Source organism: Streptococcus sp. NCTC 11567 (assembly GCF_902141215.1).
GTDB lineage: Bacteria > Bacillota > Bacilli > Lactobacillales > Streptococcaceae > Streptococcus > Streptococcus dysgalactiae.
Genome location: NZ_LR595857.1, coordinates 1202678 through 1222887, shown reverse-complemented (window position 1 = coordinate 1222887; position 20210 = coordinate 1202678). Strand labels below are relative to the sequence as shown.

20 protein-coding genes and 1 pseudogene are annotated in these 20210 nt (G+C 38.8%); all 21 read left to right on the top strand.

The window, feature by feature from the left end; all coding sequences use genetic code 11:
- Positions 1-186 precede the first annotated feature (186 nt).
- Positions 187-1449 (top strand): efflux RND transporter periplasmic adaptor subunit, encoded by a 1263-nt coding sequence (locus FQT67_RS06185; protein ID WP_046177111.1) that lies wholly within the window; start codon positions 187-189, stop codon positions 1447-1449.
- Entirely contained in the window at positions 1449-2159 is a 711-nt protein-coding gene (locus tag FQT67_RS06180) for an ABC transporter ATP-binding protein (protein WP_003056319.1), read from the top strand. Before FQT67_RS06185 ends, FQT67_RS06180 begins: the two co-directional genes overlap by 1 nt.
- 11 nt (positions 2160-2170) lie before the next feature.
- Positions 2171-3391, top strand: a complete 1221-nt coding sequence (locus FQT67_RS06175; RefSeq protein WP_003056250.1) for an ABC transporter permease — start codon at positions 2171-2173, stop codon at positions 3389-3391.
- Complete coding sequence (locus FQT67_RS06170; protein WP_003062097.1) at positions 3384-4001, top strand: VTT domain-containing protein; 618 nt, start codon at positions 3384-3386, stop codon at positions 3999-4001. Before FQT67_RS06175 ends, FQT67_RS06170 begins: the two co-directional genes overlap by 8 nt.
- A gap of 74 nt (positions 4002-4075) precedes the next feature.
- On the top strand, positions 4076-5818 hold the full coding sequence (locus tag FQT67_RS06165; protein WP_046177112.1) for a glycerophosphodiester phosphodiesterase: 1743 nt from the start codon (positions 4076-4078) through the stop codon (positions 5816-5818).
- 126 nt (positions 5819-5944) lie between these two features.
- The gene (gene rpsP, locus FQT67_RS06160; RefSeq protein WP_003056242.1) at positions 5945-6217 is read left to right on the top strand and encodes a 30S ribosomal protein S16; all 273 of its coding nucleotides are present in this window, start codon (positions 5945-5947) and stop codon (positions 6215-6217) included.
- 9 nt (positions 6218-6226) lie between these two features.
- Positions 6227-6466 carry a KH domain-containing protein gene (locus FQT67_RS06155; RefSeq protein ID WP_003050244.1) on the top strand — a complete coding sequence of 80 codons (240 nt, stop codon included), beginning with the start codon at positions 6227-6229 and terminating at the stop codon, positions 6464-6466.
- A gap of 265 nt (positions 6467-6731) precedes the next feature.
- A complete protein-coding gene (locus FQT67_RS06150; RefSeq protein WP_143936386.1) occupies positions 6732-8189 on the top strand; it encodes a cell surface protein in 1458 nt (485 codons plus the stop codon).
- Between the two features lie 375 nt (positions 8190-8564).
- Positions 8565-9083, top strand: coding sequence for a ribosome maturation factor RimM (rimM, locus tag FQT67_RS06145; protein ID WP_022554499.1), 519 nt, complete (start codon positions 8565-8567; stop codon positions 9081-9083).
- Positions 9073-9804, top strand: coding sequence for a tRNA (guanosine(37)-N1)-methyltransferase TrmD (gene trmD, locus FQT67_RS06140; RefSeq protein ID WP_003056334.1), 732 nt, complete (start codon positions 9073-9075; stop codon positions 9802-9804). Before rimM ends, trmD begins: the two co-directional genes overlap by 11 nt.
- Entirely contained in the window at positions 9804-10796 is a 993-nt protein-coding gene (locus tag FQT67_RS06135) for an NAD(P)/FAD-dependent oxidoreductase (protein ID WP_022554500.1), read from the top strand. Before trmD ends, FQT67_RS06135 begins: the two co-directional genes overlap by 1 nt.
- Positions 10797-10984: 188 nt before the next feature.
- Positions 10985-12043: a PTS transporter subunit IIC gene (locus FQT67_RS06130; protein WP_046177113.1), complete on the top strand. Its 1059-nt coding sequence runs from the start codon at positions 10985-10987 to the stop codon at positions 12041-12043.
- Positions 12044-12055: 12 nt separating this feature from the next.
- Positions 12056-12979 carry a 2-dehydropantoate 2-reductase gene (locus tag FQT67_RS06125; RefSeq protein WP_046177114.1) on the top strand — a complete coding sequence of 308 codons (924 nt, stop codon included), beginning with the start codon at positions 12056-12058 and terminating at the stop codon, positions 12977-12979.
- Between the two features lie 234 nt (positions 12980-13213).
- A complete protein-coding gene (locus FQT67_RS06120) occupies positions 13214-13927 on the top strand; it encodes a DeoR/GlpR family DNA-binding transcription regulator (protein ID WP_012766828.1) in 714 nt (237 codons plus the stop codon).
- Entirely contained in the window at positions 13924-14835 is a 912-nt protein-coding gene (gene pfkB, locus FQT67_RS06115) for a 1-phosphofructokinase (protein WP_003056325.1), read from the top strand. Before FQT67_RS06120 ends, pfkB begins: the two co-directional genes overlap by 4 nt.
- Positions 14832-16777 (top strand): annotated as a pseudogene (locus tag FQT67_RS06110) (fructose-specific PTS transporter subunit EIIC). Before pfkB ends, FQT67_RS06110 begins: the two are co-directional and overlap by 4 nt.
- A 92-nt stretch (positions 16778-16869) precedes the next feature.
- Positions 16870-17469, top strand: coding sequence for a glycoside hydrolase family 73 protein (locus tag FQT67_RS06105; RefSeq protein WP_014612205.1), 600 nt, complete (start codon positions 16870-16872; stop codon positions 17467-17469).
- Between the two features lie 159 nt (positions 17470-17628).
- On the top strand, positions 17629-18336 hold the full coding sequence (locus tag FQT67_RS06100) for a glycoside hydrolase family 73 protein (protein ID WP_014612206.1): 708 nt from the start codon (positions 17629-17631) through the stop codon (positions 18334-18336).
- Between the two features lie 50 nt (positions 18337-18386).
- Entirely contained in the window at positions 18387-18908 is a 522-nt protein-coding gene (locus FQT67_RS06095; protein ID WP_046177116.1) for a hypothetical protein, read from the top strand.
- Between the two features lie 71 nt (positions 18909-18979).
- A complete protein-coding gene (locus tag FQT67_RS06090; RefSeq protein ID WP_003056276.1) occupies positions 18980-19360 on the top strand; it encodes a DUF1149 family protein in 381 nt (126 codons plus the stop codon).
- Positions 19360-20208, top strand: coding sequence for a DegV family protein (locus FQT67_RS06085; RefSeq protein WP_046177117.1), 849 nt, complete (start codon positions 19360-19362; stop codon positions 20206-20208). Before FQT67_RS06090 ends, FQT67_RS06085 begins: the two co-directional genes overlap by 1 nt.
- The last annotated feature ends 2 nt before the right edge of the window (positions 20209-20210 follow it).

The window sequence follows — 20210 nt, the reverse complement described above, 5'->3', positions numbered from 1 at the left end:
TTCTCTATTGTTTTAAGAACTAAGTGACAAAAGTGTAAGGTAGAAATGCTTGAAAGCAAGTATAATAGAAGAAAAGGCAACTGATTTGAGCATGATTTTTGTTAGGAAGATAAAGAATTTCTTGACAATAATTGAAAAAGGTCATATACTTGTCTTATAAAAATAGTACAAAAGGGGAGGACAGAAATGTCTAAAAAAGGAAAGACTAAGATGTCAAAGAAAACTAAGGGGATTATCGCAGGTGCAACAGCGCTGGTTGTAGTGCTCATTGGGGGAATTTTATGGAAACAGCAGCAGGATGCCGTGTCTACTGATGCGATGAAAGAACCTTATTCAGCGGTTAATGTGACTGAAGGTAGTATTGCTTCCTCGACCTTGCTATCAGGTACTGTTAAAGCTCTTTCAGAAGAATACATTTATTTTGATGCCAGTAAAGGTGCGGATGCGACGGTAACGGTGAAAGTTGGGGATCAAGTAACTCAGGGTCAACAGCTAGTCCAATACAGCACCACAACTCAACAAGCAGCTTATGATGCAGCTGTTAGAAGTCTTAATAAAATCGGTCGCCAAATTAACCATTTGAAAACTTATGGCGTTCCCGCTGCTACAACAGAAACAAGCAAGGATGAAGAAACAGGTGAAGAAACCACAACAACTGTACAGCCATCAGCTCAACAAAATGCTAGCTACACTCAACAGTTGCAAGATTTAAATGATGCCTATGCAGACGCCCAATCCGAAGTTAATAAAGCTCAAGTAGCCTTAAATGACACTGTGATTGTTAGTGGTGTCTCAGGTACTGTTGTAGAAGTTAACAATGACATCGATCCTTCTTCTAAAAATAGTCAAACTTTGGTCCACGTAGCGACTGAAGGGCAACTTCAAGTTAAAGGGACCTTGACGGAATATGATTTAGCTAATATCAAAGTTGGTCAACCAGTAAAAATTAAATCTAAAGTCTATTCAGACCAAGAATGGACTGGAAAAATTTCTTACATCTCGAATTACCCTGCAGATGCTAACGCTAACAGCGGAGGTGCTGGATCAGGTTCCACAGGGGGATCAACGAGTGCCGCTTACGACTACAAAATTGATATTACAAGTCCATTGAATCAGTTGAAACAAGGTTTTACAGTCTCTGTTGAGGTTGTTAACGAAGCAAAACATTCCCTAGTTCCTCTGACAGCAGTTATCACTAAAGATAAAAAACATTATGTTTGGGTTTATGATGATAGCACAGGCAAAGCCAAAAAAGTTGAGGTAACTCTTGGCAACGCAGACGCTGAAAAACAAGAGATTAATCAGGGCTTGAAAGTTGGAGATATCGTTATTGCTAACCCAGATAAGCAAATCAAAGAAGGGAAAAAGCTAGAAGACGTTATTTCAGCAGACACCAAGACATCAAAAGATTCTAAAGAAAAAACCAAAGAATCCGGGGTGAATAAGTAGTGCCAGATGACAAAAAAGAATTAATGCGATTAACAAATATTGTTAAGAGTTATCGAAATGGTGAACAAGACCTTAAGGTTTTAAAAGACATCAACTTAACAGTTTATGAAGGAGAGTTCCTAGCCATAATGGGACCATCTGGTTCAGGAAAATCTACCTTGATGAATATTATTGGTCTATTGGACCGGGCAACCTCGGGAGACTATGTCCTAAATGGAACAGAAGTTGAGGTTCTTAGCGATAGAAAACTAGCTCAAGTTCGAAACGAAGAAATTGGCTTTGTTTTCCAACAATTCTTTCTCTTAGCAAAACTGAATGCTCTCCAAAACGTTGAACTTCCTCTGATTTATGCGGGAGTTAGTGTGTCAAAACGTCGCGAACGTGCCAAAAAATTTTTAGAAAAAGTAGAACTTGGCATGCGTATGAAACATCTACCTTCAGAATTATCAGGTGGACAAAAACAAAGGGTAGCTATCGCTCGTGCATTAGTGAATAATCCATCTATTATTTTGGCAGATGAGCCAACAGGTGCGCTTGATACCAAAACAGGTCAACAAATCATGGAACTGTTAACAGAATTAAATCAAGAAGGAAAAACCATTATTATGGTTACCCATGAACCTGAAATTGCTGATTTTGCAACCCGTAAAATCATTATCCGAGATGGTGAGATTACCACTGACACCACTGAAAGTGTCAGAATTGACTAGGAGGAGGATTAATGGAAAATTGGAAATTCGCTCTTAGTTCAATCTGGGGGCATAAAATGCGCTCAATCCTAACTATGTTAGGGATTATTATCGGGGTATCAGCTGTCGTCATTATTATGGGGCTTGGGAATGCCATGAAAAAAAGTGTGACAGATACCTTCTCAAACAATCAAAAAGAAATTCAGCTTTATTATAAAGAAAAGGGTGAAGACGAAGATCCTTACGCTGCTTTCTATTCTCATGAAAATGATCAAGAAGTTAAGGCTGAATGGTTGGAGCAAATTGTGAGAGACATTGATGGTGTTGACGCTTATTACTTTACCAATAACACCTCATCAACCATTTCTTATGAAAAAAAGAAAATGGAAAATGCCGCCATTACAGGTGTTAGTCAAGATTACTTTAAGGTCAAGGATTATGATATTGTCGCTGGTCGCACCCTTAAGGCAGCTGATTATCGAAATTTTTCACGTATCATTTTATTAGATACGGTCTTATCAGATGAGTTGTTTGGAAAAGGTAATTATAAAGATGCCCTAAACAAAGTTGTCAGTCTTGGTAATAAAGATTACCTAGTTATTGGAGTTTATAAGACCCCTCAAAGTTCGGTTTCTATGGGAGGCTTAGTTGGTGGTGCTGTCATGGCTAATACTCAAGTGGCATCTGAATTCAATGTCAAAGAAATTGGATCTATTTATGTCCATGTGCGTGATATTCGCCGTAGCTTAACTTTGGGGCAAGAAGCAGCACAAATGTTAACACAACTATCACATGTGAAAGATGGGGAGTATGCTGTCCCAGATAATAGCAAGCTCGTCAATGAAATTAATACTCAATTTGGGGTAATGACAACTGTTATAGGTTCTATTGCAGGAATCTCCTTATTGGTTGGTGGTATTGGCGTTATGAATATTATGCTGGTTTCTGTAACGGAGCGTACCCGAGAAATTGGCCTACGAAAAGCTTTGGGAGCAACCCGTTTAAAAATCCTTGCTCAATTTCTGATTGAATCGATCGTACTGACCGTTATCGGAGGTCTACTTGGTTTACTTCTAGCCCAAATTGGTGTAGGGGCCTTGGGAAGTGCGTTGAACCTCAAAGGAGCATCAGTATCATTTAATATTGCTTTAATTGCGATCCTCTTCTCAGCATCTATTGGTATCGTCTTTGGAATGTTACCTGCTAACAAGGCAAGTAAATTGGACCCAATTGAGGCTCTGCGTTATGAATAGATTTGGTATCTCGCATGCCCTTTTAAAAAAATATTTAAAGGGGTTAGGTGTCTTATCAATTCTGTTTTCTATAGCCTTGGTTGTCTATCTTGTGAGACAACTCGATATTCTTAACAACCCCAATGCCTTAGCGCATACCATCAAAGATCATGTAGTGATTGGTTCGATTGGTTTTTTCGCCCTACAAATTATCCAAGTGGTAATTCCTATCATTCCTGGTGGGGTTACCACAGTCGTCGGTTTTCTCGCTTTTGGACCTGTATTAGGATTTTTACTCAATGTCACAGGGATTTGTATTGGTTCATCACTATTATTTAAACTGGTTAGAAAGTATGGAAAACCCTTTATTTTACTTTTTCTAACGGAAGAACAATTAGACTTTTACGAGAAAAAATTATCGTCAAAAACGTTTGAAGTCTTTTTTGTCCTAAATATGCTTTCCCCTCTTGCACCAGCAGATGCATTAATTATGATCACGGGATTAAGTCGCATGAGTTACCGTCAATTCCTGATAATCATCCTTATCTGCAGACCAATTTCCATTATTACATTTAGTTATTTTTGGATTTATGGTGGAGAGGTCATAAGGCGTCTTTTAATGACTTCTTAATTCCTAGCTGAACTTCGTTCAACTAGGAGTTTTTGAGTGATATGCTTATTGTTTAAACAAAAGGAGATTAATCCATGAAACTCTTGTCTGATTTACTATTGACCATGTCAAAAATCAGATTCTCTTGGTTATTAAAGGCTAGTGTCTTTCAGTTATTATTTGTAACCATGGCTAACTTTGCATTATCCGAGTTTTTCTATATTATACTGGGAGTAACTGGACAATACCATTTAGATAAAGACAATTTTTTTACTTTTTTGAAAAATCCTCTTGCACTGGCTTTGTTATTTTTGTATCTATTGTTATTTGCTGCCTTTATCCATCTTGAATTTTTTGCGCTTTATCGGATTATAGCAGATCAAGAGATTAGCGTTAGAGGTATTAAAAAGCGATTTTCTTATTATTTGAAGCGCATTTGGAAGACATTCTCCGGTTATCAATTAATTCTTTTTGTAGGTTATGTCTTGCTGACTATCCCAGTCTTGCACCTAGGGTTATCTTCAGTCATCACTGAAAAACTTTATATTCCAGAATTTATCGTAGGAGAATTGTCGAAAACAGCAACAACTAAATATTTGTTGTATGTCGCCTTTGCCTTTTTGTTTTATCTTAATTTACGCTTGATTTATTTTTTACCCTTGTTAGCCATTAAGCATCGAACAGTAAAAGAGGCTATGATAGAAAGTTGGCAAAGAACTAAGGGGTATCAGTTTTCTTTAGTGATTCGTCTACTAGCTGTCAGTGCGGTCACCTTTTTGTTTTCATCAACTGTTATTTCGATTGTTTTAGCCCTAGTGTATTTCTTTAATCCTAGTGGTAATCAGGTGATCATACAAACCATTTCCTTAACGATTATCTGGGAATTAATCTTTTTTGCGACGATTTTCTTGAAGCTTTGCTCTGCTATTATTTTAAAAGAAGATATTGCACCTCAAAAAGAATGGTATCATCCTAAAAAAGTAACCAAACGAACCAGAGGCTACGCCTTCTTATTTGTGCTGTTGACCTTAGGATTTGCTTATCAGTCATTGGAAAGATTGGCTTTCTTTCAAACTCCAACGCCAAAAGCTGTTATCGCTCATCGTGGTCTTGTTTCAGCAGGTGTGGAAAATTCTTTAGAGGCTCTAGAAGGTGCTAAAAAAGCAAAAAGTGACTATGTTGAGCTAGATTTGATCTTAACTAAAGACAATCGCTTTGTTGTGTCGCATGATAATCACTTGAAACGATTAGCAGGTCTTGATGAAGATATTCGTCATCTAACCTTAGCAGAAGTGGAACAGTTACGTATTCAGCAGGGCAAATTTTCGAGTCATTTTGTTTCTTTTGAAACGTTTTACAAAAGAGCTAAGAACTTAAAGATGCCTCTCTTGATTGAATTAAAACCAACAGGATCTGAGCCTAACAATTATGTTGACCTTTTCCTAGAAGAATACCATCGTCTCGGCATTAGTAAAGAAAATAAGGTCATGTCACTTAACTTGAAAGTTATGGAAGCTATCAAAAAGAAAGATCCTTCTATTACAGCTGGGTATGTTATCCCTATTCAATTTGGCCTTTTTGGAGATGAAACGGTTGATTTTTATGTGATTGAAGATTTTTCATACCGTTCTTATTTGTCGACACAAGCTTTTTGGAAGAACAAAGAAGTCTATGTTTGGACCATCAATGATTCTAGTCGGATAGAACATTATTTGCTCAAACCTATTCAAGGAATTATCACAGATAAGCCAGGTTTAACCAGATATTTAGCTAAGGATTTGAGGAAAGATACGTCCTATTTTGATCGGTTAATCAGAATTATTAGCAGCCTCTACTAGATTTTAAAAACTGTCAAGAAAAAAACTTGACAGCATAAAAAAACTACGATATACTAGTCCATGTAAGAAATGAGCAAGGCTGTATTTCTTGACAGAACTATTAAAAAGAAAAGAGATATGATAATAATGGCAGTTAAAATTCGTTTAACTCGTATGGGTTCTAAGAAAAAACCTTTCTACCGTATTAACGTTGCAGATTCACGTGCACCACGTGATGGTCGTTTCATCGAAACAGTTGGAACATATAACCCACTTGTAGCTGAAAACCAAATCACTGTAAAAGAAGACCGCGTTCTTGAGTGGTTGGCTAAAGGTGCACAACCTTCTGATACAGTTCGTAACATCTTGTCAAAAGCTGGTGTTATGGCTAAATTCCACGACCAAAAATTCTCTAAATAATAACAGCCTATGGATACCATTGAAAATCTTATTATCGCTATTGTGAAACCTTTGATTTCACAACCAGATAATCTTACCATTAAAATTGAAGATACTCCTGACTTTTTAGAGTATCATCTTGACTTGGATGCTCAAGACATCGGTCGTGTTATCGGCAAAAAAGGTCGAACTATTACTGCGATAAGATCGATTGTCTACTCGGTTCCAACTGCAGGGAAAAAAGTTCGTTTAGTTATTGATGAGAAGTAGTATCTCATTAAGAATAAAATAGAACAGATGTCTGTTAACTCTGGTTAGCAGACTTTTTGTTGCTCTCAAATTGATTATTTGATGAAAAGACTTTGTTATTAGCTTGTTTTTAGCCACATGTAGTTTATCAAACATTAAAAAATTTGATTTTATAAAAAACTTGACTGGTTAAGTAAATGGTGCTATGATTAGTTTAGCCCTATGGGGACACTAATCAAAACTTGTGAGGTAATCATTTACTGAACAAGACATAAAATGAAATCTAATGATTAAAACTCATAAACGCGTTATAAGCCTAATGACGGTAACAGCGCTATCAAGCTTGGCTTTGGCGAATGCTGCTATGACATCAACTGTTCAAGCTGAGACGCCTGTTCATTCTACTGCACTGGAAGCTCCCGCAGGAACATTCCAATTTTTAGCAACAGTTGTTGATAGTAAAGGTCAAACCTTATCAGGCAAGTCTGTTGTGTTGACTGATACAACGGATGCTTCGAACAAGGTTGTTCAAACTGTTGTTACAGATGCCAAAGGTCAAGCTTTATTTAGTCAATTACCGATTAATAGAAGCCTTAGCGTTTCAGTTGATGGTGTGGTTAAAGGTTATACTGTTCGTACTAGCCAAGCCAATAGTCAATTAGCAGCTAGTTTTATTGCTCAAGGTGTAGGACAAGGCACTCCTGACTATACTAAAACACCTTTAGATGTTTACGTGCGTAATCAAGACGCTGAAGCAATTGCTGACAAAGCAGTGACCTTAAAAGATAGCTCAGGTAATCTTGTTGAAACAGTAACAACAGGTAAAGATGGGCTAGCTCGTTTTACTAAAGGCCTAATGGATGGTACGTTTTATGCTATCTTTGTGGATGGCAAAAAAATGAGCGAAACCGTTCCAGGTATGCCAGTTAATGGGGCTCTTGATACAAGCAAAGAACAGGCAACAGAACAACCAAAAGCAACAGGTTTTAACTTCCTTGTAACTATTTTAGACAAAGAAGGTAAAGTTCTTGAAGGAAAAGAAGTTGCTTTGTCTGATATTACAGATGGAAAACCACTTCCTCTTAAAGTTGCAAAGACAAATGCAAAAGGCCAAATTCTATTTGAACAATTACCATTATCACGTAATATTAGTGTGACAGTTGATGGTAAATCACAAGGATATACTGTTAGAACAGACCAAAATGGACAGCTAAAAGAAGCAGCCTTTTATGCTGAAGGAAAAGGAAGTGTGGCACCAGAATATACGAAAAAACCATTGACGATTACTGTTCGTGATTCAGGTGGAAATGGCCTTGCTGGTCAAACGGTGACTTTAGTTAATGATCTTGGTCAAACAGTTGCTGAAATGACAACTGATGCAAAAGGGAAAGCAACTTTTGTTAATCAGTTGATGGATGGTATGTTCTACAATTACCTGGTTAATGGTATTAAAATGAATACTGTGACACCAGGAAATGACATCAGTGCCTACTTGAAAACTAGTCAAATTAAGAAAGCTGATGAGAAGCCAATGCCTGAGCAGTCAGACAAAACAGACGCTTCAAAACAAAAGGATAAGGCTAAAGGTATGGATACCAAAAAAGCAGCAGCACCTGTAAAACAAGAAGGTAAAACCTTTCCTAAAGCAGGTGATAAAGGAGTTACTTTAGTCAGCTTGATTGGTCTTGTTATCTTAGGAATTGCAGGCATGCTTACCTTGACAAAGGCAAAAATGAAACCATAACCCTCTATCTCTCCTAAAACTATTTCTTAATCAAAACCTCTTTTGAACGATAGTATTCAAAAGGGGTTTTATGTATGTTAACGCCTCTATTTTATACGACAAATGAATCAAGCTACCTGGGAGATGTAAAAATTTTCTACCACTAGCCACGTTTAGAAATGAGAAATGAGAAATGACCTATGACCTAGTTGATGCTCTTTCTTTCCTTTGAAAGAGAAGGGAGAAAGTTGTGAACCAGAAGTGCAAAATAGGTTATAACGTGTTAAAATAGTAAATGATTTGGTTTTAACCGTAGTTCCTTTTATGGGATCCTATGAAACCATGATAAACCATCCAGGTGGGATGAGATAACGAGCGAACGATTGAGGAGTTAGTATGGAATATTTTAACGTTGGGAAGATTGTCAATACCCAAGGACTACAAGGAGAAATGCGTGTATTATCGGTCAGCGATTTTGCTGAGGAGCGCTTTAAGAAGGGATCGCAATTGGCTTTGTTTGATGACAAAGATCAGCTTGTTCAAGAGGTCACGATTGTTAGCCATAGAAAGCAAAAAAACTTTGATATCATCAAATTTAAAGACATGTATCATATTAATGCTATTGAAAAGTACAAGGGATACACTTTAAAGGTCTCAAAAGACAATCAAGGGGATTTACAAGAAGGAGAATTTTATTACCATCAGATTATTGGCATGGCTGTTTATGAAAAGGATGTCCTTATTGGACATATTAAGGAAATCTTGCAGCCAGGTGCTAATGATGTTTGGGTAGTGAAGCGTCAAGGAAAACGAGACTTGTTATTACCATATATTCCCCCAGTAGTTCTTAACGTAGATGTTCTTAACAAGCGCGTGGATGTTGAATTGATGGAAGGCTTAGACGATGAAGATTGATATTTTGACTCTTTTTCCTGAAATGTTTGCCCCTCTAGAGCATTCCATTGTAGGCAAGGCAAAAGAAAAAGGATTACTTGACATTCACTACCATAACTTTCGGGATTACGCTGAAAAAGCTCGACATGTTGATGACGAACCCTATGGTGGTGGGCAAGGCATGCTCTTGAGAGCACAACCAATTTTTGACACCATTGAACACATCCAAGCTCAAAAACCGCGGATTATCCTCTTGGATCCTGCTGGAAAACCCTTTACTCAGGCTTATGCTGAAGAATTAGCTCTTGAGGAAGAGTTAATTTTTATTTGTGGTCATTATGAGGGCTACGATGAGCGTATTAAAACCTTAGTCACAGATGAAATATCGTTGGGAGATTTTGTCCTAACTGGTGGGGAATTGGCAGCCATGACGATGGTGGATGCAACTGTTCGGCTAATTCCAAATGTGATTGGTAAGGAAAGCAGTCATCAGGACGATTCCTTCTCATCAGGACTTTTAGAATACCCTCAATACACTAGGCCTTATGACTACCGAGGGATGACGGTGCCAGATGTTTTGATGAGTGGGCACCATGAACGTATTCGATTGTGGCGTTTAGAAGAAAGTCTCAGAAAAACCTATTTGAGAAGGCCAGATTTGCTAGAGCGGTACGAGTTTTCTGAGGAAGAGAGCAACTTATTAGCTAAGATAAAAGCAGAATTGATTCAAGGAGAAGACTAATGGAAGAAAGAGAATATGATATAACCATCATTGGTGGTGGTCCAATAGGTTTATTTGCAGCCTTTTATGCAGGGCTCCGAGGTATGAGGGTGAAAATCATTGAAAGTTTATCAGAACTAGGTGGTCAACCCGCCATTCTTTACCCAGAAAAAATGATTTATGACATTCCAGCCTACCCCGCTTTGACGGGAGCAGAATTAACAGAGAATTTGCTCAAGCAATTGAGTCGCTTTAAAGATCGTACAACAATTTGTTTAAAAGAAGAAGTCTTGTCTTTTGAGAAGGTTGAAGGTGGTTTTTCGATTACCACTAATAAGGCAGAGCACTTTTCAAAAGCGATTATCATTGCTTGTGGAAATGGCGCTTTTGCACCACGGACATTAGGGTTAGAAGGGGAAGAAGATTTTGCTGACCATAACCTGTTTTATAATGTCCATCAGTTGGAACAATTTGCAGGCCAAAAAGTTGTGATTTGTGGTGGGGGGGATTCGGCTGTAGATTGGGCTTTGGCCATAGAAAACATTGCTGAAAGTGTTACAGTTGTCCACCGCCGCGATGCATTTAGAGCACACGAACACAGTGTGGAATTGTTGAAAGCATCAACGGTCAACCTCTTAACACCTTATGTGCCAAAAGCATTGAAAGGCATTGGAAATCTAGCTGAAAAGCTAGTCATTCAAAAGGTTAAAGAAGAAGAGACAATGGAGCTTGATGTGGATAGTATCATTGTGAGCTTTGGTTTTTCGACCTCTAATAAAAATTTGAAAAATTGGAACCTCGACTACAAACGCTCCAGTATCAATGTCACTCCGCTTTTCCAAACCAGTCAAGAAGGTATTTTTGCTATTGGGGATGCGGCAGCTTATGATGGGAAAGTTGATTTAATCGCTACTGGATTTGGTGAGGCACCAACAGCCGTTAATCAAGCCATTAACTATATTTATCCAGATCGAGATAACCGTGTGGTGCATTCAACATCTTTAATTGACTAAAGAGTTAGGGTTACCATCTCGTCATTAGAGAGGAACGTTCACTTATTAGGTTGATACTTGTTCTAAGGGGTGGAGCCACTTTTGTCAAGTGTTCGTGACAAGTCTAGGGTATTGTGATAAAATAGACATTGTGAAAAAAGTGTGATGGTTTTCACAGGATAATACATTACAATGAAAAGGGGTCTATCATGACAACAACAGATAAAGAGACATTTAGTTCTTTTATGAATAAGGTCTTAGCGGGTACAGCGATTGCTATCGTTGTGGCGCTCATTCCAAATGCTATTTTAGCAACTTTTTTAAAGCCGCTTCTGCCAAATGCAGCAGCAGCAGAATTTTTACACATTGTGCAAGTCTTCCAATTCTTCACACCTATTATGGCAGGGTTTTTGATTGGTCAACAGTTTAAGTTTAACCCAATGCAACAGTTGGCGGTTGGTGGAGCAGCCTATATTGGTTCTGGAGCGTGGGCTTATACTGAGGTTGTTCAAAAAGGTATAGCAACAGGTACTTTCCAACTTAGAGGTATTGGGGATCTCATCAATATGATGATTACAGCTAGCCTTGCGGTTTTAGCGGTTAAGTATTTTGGGAATAAATTTGGCTCTTTAACCATTATCTTGTTACCAATTATTATCGGAACAGGTGTTGGTTACATTGGTTGGAAGTTATTGCCTTATGTGTCTTATGTGACAACGCTAATTGGGCAAGGGATTAATTCCTTTACAACCTTACAACCTATTTTAATGTCTATTTTAATTGCAGTTGCTTTCTCGCTTATCATTGTTAGTCCGATTTCAACAGTGGCTATTGGTTTAGCTATTGGATTAAATGGAATGGCTGCCGGTGCTGCGTCTATGGGAATTGCATCAACAGCTGCAGTTCTTGTTTGGGCAACACTCAAAGTTAATAAGTCAGGTGTACCAATTGCTATTGCACTTGGGGCTATGAAAATGATGATGCCAAACTTCTTAAAACATCCTATCATGGCTATTCCGATGGTGATCACTGCAGCAATTAGCTCATTAACAGTACCATTGTTTAATCTTGTTGGGACACCAGCTTCATCTGGTTTTGGTTTGGTTGGTGCAGTAGGACCAATTGCTTCTTTAGCAGGTGGTAGCTCAGTATTTATTATTATCCTTGCTTGGATTGTTGTACCATTTGCAGTTGCATTTGCAGCGCATAAGGTTTCTAAAGATATTCTAAAACTTTATAAAGAAGACATTTTCGTCTTTGAAGGCTAATAGGAGGAAAATATGTTAGTTTATATTGCTGGCTCAGGAGCCATGGGATGCCGTTTTGGTTACCAAATTTCAAAAACAAATAACGATGTGATTTTGTTAGATAACTGGGAAGATCATATCAATGCCATTAAAGAAAACGGTTTAGTGGTGACAGGGGATGTGGAAGAAACAGTTAAGCTTCCTATTATGAAACCGACTGAAGCCACTCAAGAAGCCGATTTGATTATCTTGTTTACAAAAGCAATGCAGTTGCCACAAATGCTTCAAGACATTAAAGGAATTATTGGAAAAGAAACCAAAGTGCTTTGCCTTTTAAATGGTCTTGGACACGAAGACGTTATTCGTCAGTACATTCCAGAACACAACATTCTAATGGGAGTTACTGTCTGGACAGCTGGATTGGCAGGTCCTGGTCGTGCTCATCTTCAAGGTGTGGGAGCACTTAACTTACAAAGCATGGATCCAAGCAATCAAGAAGCTGGGCACCAAGTGGCTGACTTGCTAAATAAAGCTAACTTAAATGCGACTTATGATGAGAATGTTGTGCCAAACATCTGGCGAAAAGCTTGCGTGAATGGTACCATGAACTCAACTTGTGCCCTTCTAGATTGTACAATTGGTGAATTATTTGCCAGTGAAGATGGTCTCAAAATGGTAAAAGAAATCATCCATGAGTTTGTTATCGTTGGTCAAGCAGAAGGTGTTGCCTTGAACGAAGACGAAATTACAACTTATGTAATGGATACATCTGTTAAAGCTGCTCACCATTACCCATCAATGCACCAAGACCTTGTGCAAAATCACCGATTGACTGAAATTGATTTTATCAATGGTGCAGTCAATACCAAAGGTGAGAAACTGGGCATTGATACCCCATATTGCCGCTTGATTACACAGTTGGTACATGCCAAGGAAGCTATTTTAAAAATTAACTAATTTAAAAAGATTTGAAAAGCTCATCACATTAGGGTTAAATCCTTTGTGAAGGGCTTTTTTAGGTTTGATACTTTCTTTCAGCTTATCGAAGTTATGGGTAAGAAAAAGTGACAGAGATTGGATGTTTTTGGAAGATTATGCTTGACTTTAGAGAACAAAAAGGTATAATAATAACTGTAACCGATTTCAGAAAGAGGTGATTCTATCTTAAAATCAAAACGAAAACAGTTGATTATGGCAAAAATCGTAGAAGATAACTATGTTGCTTTAGAAGATTTGATGCAGCTGCTGGATTCGTCTGAGTCAACTGTCCGTAGAGATTTGGGGGAACTGGAGCAAGAAGGACGTTTGCACCGTGTTCATGGTGGAGCTGAATTGTTTCATTCCTTGCAAGAGGAATTGTCTAATCAGGAGAAGTCTGTCAAAAACAGTCAAATCAAACAGGCGCTCGCTCAAAAAGCTTCCCGATTCGTCTATGATAATGACGTGATTTTTATTGATGCTGGGACAACGACGGAATTTTTACTCCCTTTTTTACAAGGAAAAAATGTTACGGTCGTTACTAACTCCATCCATCATGCGACTCGCTTAGTTGATTTATCCATCAAAACGATTATCATTGGTGGGTATGTCAAACAAACCACTGATGCGAGCATTGGGAGCGTGGCTTTGGAACAAATCAGACAGATGAACTTTGATAAAGCATTTCTTGGCATGAATGGTGTTGATGAGGCCTATCTAACAACCCCAGATATGGAAGAAGCCGTGATAAAAAAAGCAGTCATTGCGAATGCAAAGGTGTCTTACATTCTGGTTGATGGCACGAAAATCGGTCAGGTATCCTTTGTTAAAGTAGCTGCTATTGATCAGGTGACCATTATTACTGAGGCAGCCTCGACAGGGATTCTCAAAAAAATAAAGGAAAAGGCAAAGGTGATTGAACTATGATTTATACCGTGACCTTAAACCCTTCGATTGACTTTATCGTCAGAATTGACCAGCTAAATCTGGGATCAGTGAATCGCATGGTCAGTGATGATAAGTTTGCAGGGGGAAAAGGTATCAATGTCAGTCGTGTCTTGCAACGATTAGGAGTTGGGAATACGGCGACAGGCTTTCTTGGCGGCTTTACTGGACATTTTATCGAAGATAGTTTAAAGAATGAAGGCATTGAAACGGCTTTTGTGAAGGTAGACCAGGATACCCGTATCAATGTTAAAATTAAGTCGCAAGAAGAGACTGAAATAAATGGTCAAGGGCCAATGATTAGTCAGGAACAATTGGAAGCCTTGAAAGCTAAGTTATCCCAATTGACCTCAGACGATACCGTTGTTTTTGCGGGATCAGCTCCAGCTAATCTTGGGAATGCTGTTTATAAGGAATTGATTCCTTTAGTTAGGAAAAGTGGTGCCCAGGTGGTCTGCGATTTTGAAGGACAACCCCTCTTAGATGCCCTTGCGAATAATCCTTTGTTAGTTAAACCTAATAACCATGAGCTAGAAGCTATTTTTGGTGTTCCGTTAAACAGTCTTAACGATGTAGAAACCTACGCTCGTCGAATTTTAGAGATGGGAGCCCAGCATGTCCTCATTTCGATGGCTGGTGATGGTGCCTTGTTGGTTACTGAGGAAGCCACCTATTTTGCTAAGCCAATTAAAGGGCAGGTCAAAAATTCTGTCGGGGCTGGTGATTCTATGGTTGCTGGATTTACAGGCGAATTTGTTAAGAGTAAAGACCCAGTAGAAGCCTTAAAATGGGGTGTGGCTTGTGGTACAGCGACGGCTTTCTCTGATGACTTGGCGACAATTGCATTTATTAAGGAAACATATCATAAAGTTGAGGTAGAAAAACGATGAAAATTCAAGATTTATTGAGAAAAGATATTATGATTCTCGATTTACAGGCTATTTCTAAAGAAGTTGCCATTGACGAGATGATTACTAAATTAGTTGAAAAAGATATTGTTCACGATTTTGATGTCTTTAAAAAGAGTATCATGACACGTGAAGAACAAACATCAACTGGACTTGGCGACGGTATTGCCATGCCTCATTCTAAAAATATTGTGGTTGATGAACCAGCGGTTTTATTTGCGAAATCAAATAAAGGGTTGGATTATAAGGCTTTAGATGGTCAACCAACGGATCTCTTCTTTATGATTGCTGCACCTCAAGGGGCAAATGACACTCACTTGGCTGCGCTAGCAGAATTATCAAAATACCTTTTGAAAGACGGTTTTGCAGATAAACTTCGTGCTGCAGCGACACCAGATGACGTTCTTGCTGTCTTTGATGAGGCTTCAACAGCTAAAGAAGAAGTGGTAGCGCCAACTAGTGGTCAAGATTTTATCGTTGCAGTTACAGCTTGCCCAACAGGGATTGCTCACACTTATATGGCAGAAGAGGCTTTGAAAAAACAAGCTGCAGAAATGGGAGTAGCTATTAAAGTTGAAACAAACGGCGCTTCTGGTGTGGCTAATCGTTTAACCGCTGAAGATATTCAGAAAGCTAAGGGTGTTATCGTTGCAGCAGATAAAGCAGTTGAAATGGATCGTTTTGACGGTAAACAATTAATTGCTCGCCCTGTTGCAGATGGTATCAAGAAGAGTCAAGAATTGATTTCTTTGATTTTGAATAATGAAGGACACACTTACCACGCTAAGAACGGAAAGTCTGAAACAGCAGTATCATCTGAGAAAACAAGCTTAGGCGGTGCTTTCTATAAACACTTGATGGGTGGTGTCTCTCAAATGTTGCCATTCGTTATTGGTGGCGGGATTATGATTGCTCTAGCTTTCTTGTTGGATAACATGCTTGGTGTGCCAAAAGACCAACTAGGCAATCTTGGATCTTATCATGAAGTAGCTGCTATTTTCATGAAAATTGGTGGTGCAGCCTTCTCCTTCATGTTACCAGTACTAGCAGGTTATATCGCTTATTCTATTGCTGAAAAACCGGGCTTAGTAGCTGGTTTTGTGGCAGGTGCCATTGCCTCAAATGGTCTTGCTTTTGGTAAGGTACCATTTGCAGCAGGAGGAGAAGTGAGCTTGGGCTTAACGGGCGTGCCATCAGGTTTCCTTGGGGCGCTTGTGGGTGGTTTCCTTGCCGGTGGTGTTATTCTTGCCCTTCGTAAATTGTTGGCAGGCCTACCACGTTCTCTAGAAGGGGTTAAATCTATCCTCCTTTACCCATTACTTGGCGTCCTTGTCACTGGTTTCTTGATGCTTTTTGTCAATATTCCAATGGCAGCTATTAACACAGCCCTTAATGATTTCTTACAAGGTCTTTCAGGAAGCTCTGCTGTCCTTATGGGACTTCTTGTTGGTGGAATGATGGCTGTTGACATGGGTGGCCCTGTTAATAAGGCAGCTTATGTTTTTGGTACAGGAACTTTAGCAGCTACTGTGGCAAATGGTGGTTCGGTCGTTATGGCGCTGTTATGGCAGGTGGTATGGTACCTCCTCTTGCTGTTTTTGTAGCCACTCTCTTGTTTAAAGATAAATTTACCAAAGAAGAACGTGAATCAGGCTTGACAAATATTGTTATGGGACTTTCATTCATCACCGAAGGAGCAATTCCGTTTGGTGCAGCTGACCCAGCACGTGCGATTCCTAGCTTTATCGCAGGTTCTGCCTTGACAGGAGCTCTTGTTGGTTTGGCTGGTATTAAATTAATGGCGCCACATGGTGGTATCTTCGTCATCGCCTTAACAAGTAATCCAATCTTATATCTTGTCTTTGTTGTGATTGGCGCCCTTGTATCAGGTATCTTATTTGGCGCTCTTCGCAAAAAAGCCTAAAAGGTAAAGAACTTTTTTCTTACTAAAACTAGAATCTGTCAAGGTTCTAGTTTTTTGCTATACTAGGGTTAAAGGATAAGAAACGAGGACCTTTGAAGGTGAAAAAAAGGAGAAGAAGGGCTAAATCATCAATAAATCGACTTGTCTTAGGGTTAGTATTACTTAATCTGATTGTTAGTATGTGGACACTAAAATTGGGAAACCAGCGATTAGCTCCGTATGCGGATCACGAAACTCTGACATTTGTCAGGAAGATTAGTCATGCTGCTCAATCAGTCGCTCAAAAGAAACAGTTATACAGTTCGGTGATGATGGCTCAGGCCATTTTAGAATCCAATAATGGTAAGTCACAACTAAGTCAAAAACCTTATTACAATTTTTTTGGTATTAAAGGGGATTATAAGGGGCGGTCGGCTATTTTTCCTACCTTAGAAGATGATGGGCAAGGAAATTTATACCAAATTGACGACGCCTTTCGCTCTTATGGTAGTATGACAGCATGTTTTGAAGATTATGCTAGAGTTCTAAATGATCCTCTGTATACCAAAACCCATAAAAACCTAGGTTCTCATTATCACGATGCCACAGCTGCACTAACAGGAACCTATGCCACTGATACTAGTTACAACACCAAATTAAATGAACTCATTGCTGTTTATCAACTGACCTATTTTGATAGTCCCATGAAATAATAAGCTTTATCCACAAAATCCTCTTAAATTGGAAGAAATATTTCGATTTTAAGACAAAAGTTATCAATCTGGTTAAATCAGCTGTGGATAAGTCCTTGTTAGATTTCCTATGTTATAATAGAAACATAGAAAATGAATAGAAAAGGGATTTAATCACTAATGGTAAAAAAGAAAGGTAAGCTTCTACTTATCAGTCTTTTTGTTCTTGCGGCTTGTTTAGGAGCTTACAGTGCAATGAGACAACCTAACCGTACCTCTAAAGTATCAGCAGAAACAGTTACTGGTACCTCGACACAGGCATTTATCAATAATATTGGACCTACAGCCAGCGCTATCGCTCAAGAGCGTGACCTTTACGCTTCTGTGATGATTGCTCAAGCTATTTTAGAATCAAGTAACGGTCAATCTGGCCTTAGCCAAGCACCTTATTATAACTTCTTTGGCATCAAAGGGGCCTATAATGGTTCGTCAGTTACCATGTCAACTTGGGAAGATGATGGAGCAGGAAATACCTACACTATCGATCAACCCTTTAGAGCATACCCAAGTATCGCTGATTCACTTTATGACTACGCTAACTTACTAAGCTCTAATCTGTATGCTGGTGCTAGAAAATCAAATACACTGTCGTATCAAGATGCGACAGCAGCCTTAACAGGCCTATACGCTACAGATACGAGTTATAACTTGAAGTTAAACAATATTATTGAAACGTATGGGTTAACAGCCTATGATGTGACAAATGCTTCAGACCAAGGAGTCTCCTTAGCAGGTGCAGGCTACGTTTGGAATGAGTACCGTCACAATTATACAGATGCGGAAACCCTAGCAATTGATGAAGCATGGGCACAACGCTTTAACTATTAAGATAAGTCTAAAAATCATCCTAACGGGTGATTTTTTGGTATAATGAAATAATGAAAACAATTAAAGAAGTATACCAAAATCATGCTGAGATGCCTTACATTGCTCCAGCTTATCAAGAAGAGTTGTTGCGCAAGCCTATTCCTAAACGTAACATGGAGCGTATCAAGGAAGGGTTACTTCCTGGTCACATTGTGATGTTATGGCGCATTCAGTTCGGGACCTATACAACTGCTAATAGTCATCATAAATATTTTTACACAACCTATGGCATCGATGCGCAAAAAGAATTGGACTGGCTAATCTCTCAAGGTTATGTGCAAAAAGACTCTGCAAGAGAATCGCTCCGCCATTTACCAGCTAGCCGTTTAAAAGACTTTTTGGGACAAAAAGCAGTTAAAGGACTGTCAAAAATGAAGCGAGATGAATTAGATCAAGCCGTTTTAAGTCATTTTAGCGAAGAAGAATTGAGCACTTTAGTTGACCTCAGAGGTTACCGGCTACTCCCTAAGGGAGAAGAGGTCTTAGGGGCTAATGCCAATATTGTTGACCGTCATCCTCAGAAAAAATACTAGTTTAAGTCTACTTTAATAATCTTCAAATCTATGCTATAATGAGTCATATCGACATCAAGGAGAATGAATACATGCAATTAGTTCGTGAAAAAGAATTTGTCAATCAGTACCACTATGATGCTAGAAATCTCGAATGGGAAAAAGAAAACGGAACACCTGAAACCAATTTTGAAGTGACGTTCCAATTGATTAATAAAGATGAAGCTCGAAAGGAAACAGCTATCGTCTCTGTGTTACAATTTGTTATTGTCAAAGAAGAATTTGTGATTAGTGGAGTAATTTCACAGATGGTTCGTATTTTAGATCGTTTAGTAGATAAACCAAGTGAATTTACCCAAGAAGAAGTTGAATCCTTAGCAGCACCTTTATTAGATATGGTTAAACGCTTGACTTATGATGTCACAGAAATTGCCTTGGACAGCCCAGGCATTAATTTGGAGTTTAAGAATTAATGAAATTAGCAGTAATTACTGATAGCACAGCAGCATTACCAACTGACTTAAAGCAGGATGAGGCTATTTTTAGTCTTGATATTCCAGTTATTATTGATGGCGAGACCTATTTTGAAGGGCGTAATCTGACCATCGATGACTTTTATCAAAAGATGGCAACCTCACAAGAGCTCCCTAAGACAAGTCAGCCCAGCTTATCGGAATTAGATGAGCTTTTAGGCCTTTTGTCTGCTAAGGGTTACACACATGTCATCGGGCTTTTCTTGGCTGGTGGTATTTCGGGTTTCTGGCAAAATATCCAGTTTTTAGTTGAAGAACATCCTGATTTGGTCATTGCCTTTCCAGATAGTAAAATCACATCAGCTCCATTGGGCAGCATGGTTAAAAATGTATTAGATTGGTCTCGTCAAGGGAAAACCTTCCAAGAAATTCTAGATCAGTTGCAAAAACAGATTGATGGTACGACAGCCTTTATCATGGTGGATGATTTGAATCACTTGGTTAAAGGAGGAAGATTATCAAACGGTTCAGCACTGCTTGGCAATCTTTTGACCATTAAGCCTATCTTGTATTTTGACGATGAAGGAAAAATCGTGGTCTACGAAAAAGTCAGAACAGAGAAGAAAGCCATGAAACGTTTGGTAGAGATTCTTAATGACTTGACAGCAAATGGACAATACGATGTTTCCATTATTCATTCGAAAGCCCAAGATAAGGCAGATCACTTGAAGGCACTCTTGCAAGACAGTGGCTACCAGTGCGATATCGCAGAAGTTCACTTTGGGGCTGTTATTGCTACTCACCTAGGAGAAGGAGCAGTCGCCTTTGGGATTACACCCCGCGCCTAGTT

Bases quoted from the DNA above. Each gene is read 5' to 3' on its own strand.
- FQT67_RS06185 (WP_046177111.1), top strand. From the start codon at position 187: ATGTCTAAAAAAGGAAAGACTAAGATGTCAAAGAAAACTAAGGGGATT.
- FQT67_RS06175 (WP_003056250.1), top strand. From the start codon at position 2,171: ATGGAAAATTGGAAATTCGCTCTTAGTTCAATCTGGGGGCATAAAATG.
- FQT67_RS06170 (WP_003062097.1), top strand. From the start codon at position 3,384: ATGAATAGATTTGGTATCTCGCATGCCCTTTTAAAAAAATATTTAAAG.
- FQT67_RS06165 (WP_046177112.1), top strand. From the start codon at position 4,076: ATGAAACTCTTGTCTGATTTACTATTGACCATGTCAAAAATCAGATTC.
- rpsP (WP_003056242.1), top strand. From the start codon at position 5,945: ATGGCAGTTAAAATTCGTTTAACTCGTATGGGTTCTAAGAAAAAACCT.
- FQT67_RS06155 (WP_003050244.1), top strand. From the start codon at position 6,227: ATGGATACCATTGAAAATCTTATTATCGCTATTGTGAAACCTTTGATT.
- FQT67_RS06150 (WP_143936386.1), top strand. From the start codon at position 6,732: ATGATTAAAACTCATAAACGCGTTATAAGCCTAATGACGGTAACAGCG.
- rimM (WP_022554499.1), top strand. From the start codon at position 8,565: ATGGAATATTTTAACGTTGGGAAGATTGTCAATACCCAAGGACTACAA.
- trmD (WP_003056334.1), top strand. From the start codon at position 9,073: ATGAAGATTGATATTTTGACTCTTTTTCCTGAAATGTTTGCCCCTCTA.
- FQT67_RS06135 (WP_022554500.1), top strand. From the start codon at position 9,804: ATGGAAGAAAGAGAATATGATATAACCATCATTGGTGGTGGTCCAATA.
- FQT67_RS06130 (WP_046177113.1), top strand. From the start codon at position 10,985: ATGACAACAACAGATAAAGAGACATTTAGTTCTTTTATGAATAAGGTC.
- FQT67_RS06125 (WP_046177114.1), top strand. From the start codon at position 12,056: ATGTTAGTTTATATTGCTGGCTCAGGAGCCATGGGATGCCGTTTTGGT.
- FQT67_RS06120 (WP_012766828.1), top strand. From the start codon at position 13,214: ATGGCAAAAATCGTAGAAGATAACTATGTTGCTTTAGAAGATTTGATG.
- pfkB (WP_003056325.1), top strand. From the start codon at position 13,924: ATGATTTATACCGTGACCTTAAACCCTTCGATTGACTTTATCGTCAGA.
- FQT67_RS06100 (WP_014612206.1), top strand. From the start codon at position 17,629: ATGGTAAAAAAGAAAGGTAAGCTTCTACTTATCAGTCTTTTTGTTCTT.
- FQT67_RS06095 (WP_046177116.1), top strand. From the start codon at position 18,387: ATGAAAACAATTAAAGAAGTATACCAAAATCATGCTGAGATGCCTTAC.
- FQT67_RS06090 (WP_003056276.1), top strand. From the start codon at position 18,980: ATGCAATTAGTTCGTGAAAAAGAATTTGTCAATCAGTACCACTATGAT.
- FQT67_RS06085 (WP_046177117.1), top strand. From the start codon at position 19,360: ATGAAATTAGCAGTAATTACTGATAGCACAGCAGCATTACCAACTGAC.